The organism is Aeromonas sp. HMWF014, from assembly GCF_963878295.1.
GTDB lineage: Bacteria > Pseudomonadota > Gammaproteobacteria > Enterobacterales > Aeromonadaceae > Aeromonas > Aeromonas popoffii.
In genome coordinates, this window is sequence record NZ_CAWNYS010000254.1 from 13282 (window position 1) to 13945 (window position 664).

1 protein-coding gene is annotated in these 664 nt (G+C 57.5%); it reads left to right on the plus strand.

Features of this window, described 5'->3' with window-relative positions; translation table 11 throughout:
* Window positions 1–394 precede the first annotated feature (394 nt).
* Window positions 395–664, plus strand: a 270-nt coding sequence (locus AAC083_RS10350) for a DUF1097 domain-containing protein (RefSeq protein ID WP_146181645.1), incomplete at its 3' end; no start/stop codon positions are given.

Consider the following 664-nt stretch of genomic DNA (forward strand, 5'->3'; position numbering starts at 1 on the left):
AGAGCGACGCTTGATCAACATGGAAAAACTCCCGGGGCTATGAGGGTGATAACCATAAGACCCGCCCCGGCCGAGTTTTATTTCACACACATTTACATGAGTTGGTACAGGGGCAGGGCCTTGGCCATGGTTCCGACAAGGAACAGGAGTACGAACACCAGCAGAGGAACGATCACATTTGGCACCATCAGACTCACTCCATGAGCAGGACAGGGCCTCTAACTATGGTGCAGGGTCAAAGACGCCACCAATGAATTTTTTTCGCGAGCGCAAGCGTATTCCTGAGTTGAAATAAGTGATGACGATCACACACAATTTCGCCCCTGCTTGCCGCCCCCCCTGCGAGGGGTAGGCTCCCCCTTTTTCCAGACGTCACTTCTTGAAGAGTCACACCATGAGCCCATTGATCGCCATCGCCATCACGACCGGGATCCTCTCCGCCATCTGGGGCTGGATCGCCGTCGCCCTCGGGCTCATCTCCTGGGTCGGCTTCCTCGGCTGTACCAGCTACTTCGCCTCCAGCGGCGGCTACAAGGCGCTGCTGCAAACCATGCTGTGCAATGTGAGCGGTATGCTGTGGGCCCTGCTGCTGATCCACGGGGATACCTGGTGGGGGGCCGGTGTGGCGGGTTACATGATGACGGGGGTGGTAGCGACCCTGATG